Here is a 635-nt window from a genome sequence, read left to right on the forward strand (position 1 = left end):
ATTATGTTAAGAAACATCCGCAATTGGTTTCTAGTTTCTTAAACTCTCATCATGACACTGCAACTTGGATTAATCAAAATCCACTTGAGACTAGAATTATCTTTAATGATTTTCTAAAATCACATTTGGGCAAATCATTATCTGATGATGTAGTGGATATTGCGTTATCTAATATTGAAATTACTGATGATCCTCAAAGTGACTCTGTTTACTCTTTTGCAGAAAAAGCTGATGCCTTGGGATACCTAGGAAGAAATGGTTACAACTTGACTGGAATTTTTTACTCTTTTGATTCAAATTCTAGTTTGGAGGGAGGTTTACTAGATGACTAAACTAGAGGCACAAAATATTGTAAAATATTTCATCCATGACTCTCATAAACTCAAGGCTTTGGGCGGAGTCAATCTCAAAGTTGAAGCTGGAGATTTTTGTGTGCTTAGTGGGTCCCTCTGGATGTGGAAAATCTACCTTTTTGCGCATAGTTGCAGGCTTGGAAAAGCCAGATGAAGGACAAATTCTCTTTGATGGACGTCCTGTCACTGAAACAGGACCTGAAAGAATTATGGTATTTCAAGAAGGCGCATTGTTCCCATGGCTTAAGGTTCAAGATAATGTAGAATTTGGATTGAAAATGG

Annotated in this window: 2 protein-coding genes and 1 pseudogene; all 3 read left to right on the top strand. The window is 36.5% G+C overall.

Translation table 11 applies throughout. The features are described from left to right. Nucleotides 1–332, top strand: a pseudogene (locus BD31_RS01810) (sulfate ABC transporter substrate-binding protein); the annotation flags it as partial. After that, on the top strand, nucleotides 325–507 hold the full coding sequence (locus tag BD31_RS10570; RefSeq protein WP_008297627.1) for a hypothetical protein: 183 nt from the start codon (nucleotides 325–327) through the stop codon (nucleotides 505–507). The pseudogene BD31_RS01810 and the gene BD31_RS10570, both read left to right, overlap by 8 nt. Beyond that, nucleotides 440–635, top strand: a 196-nt coding sequence (locus BD31_RS10575) for an ATP-binding cassette domain-containing protein (protein WP_238536034.1), incomplete at its 3' end; no start/stop codon positions are given. The genes BD31_RS10570 and BD31_RS10575, both read left to right, overlap by 68 nt.

This window comes from Candidatus Nitrosopumilus salarius BD31 (genome assembly GCF_000242875.2).
Classification (GTDB): Archaea; Thermoproteota; Nitrososphaeria; order Nitrososphaerales; family Nitrosopumilaceae; genus Nitrosopumilus; species Nitrosopumilus salarius.

Excerpts from the sequence above, each read along its gene's own strand:
- BD31_RS10570 (WP_008297627.1), top strand. The coding sequence starts at position 325 with ATGACTAAACTAGAGGCACAAAATATTGTAAAATATTTCATCCATGAC.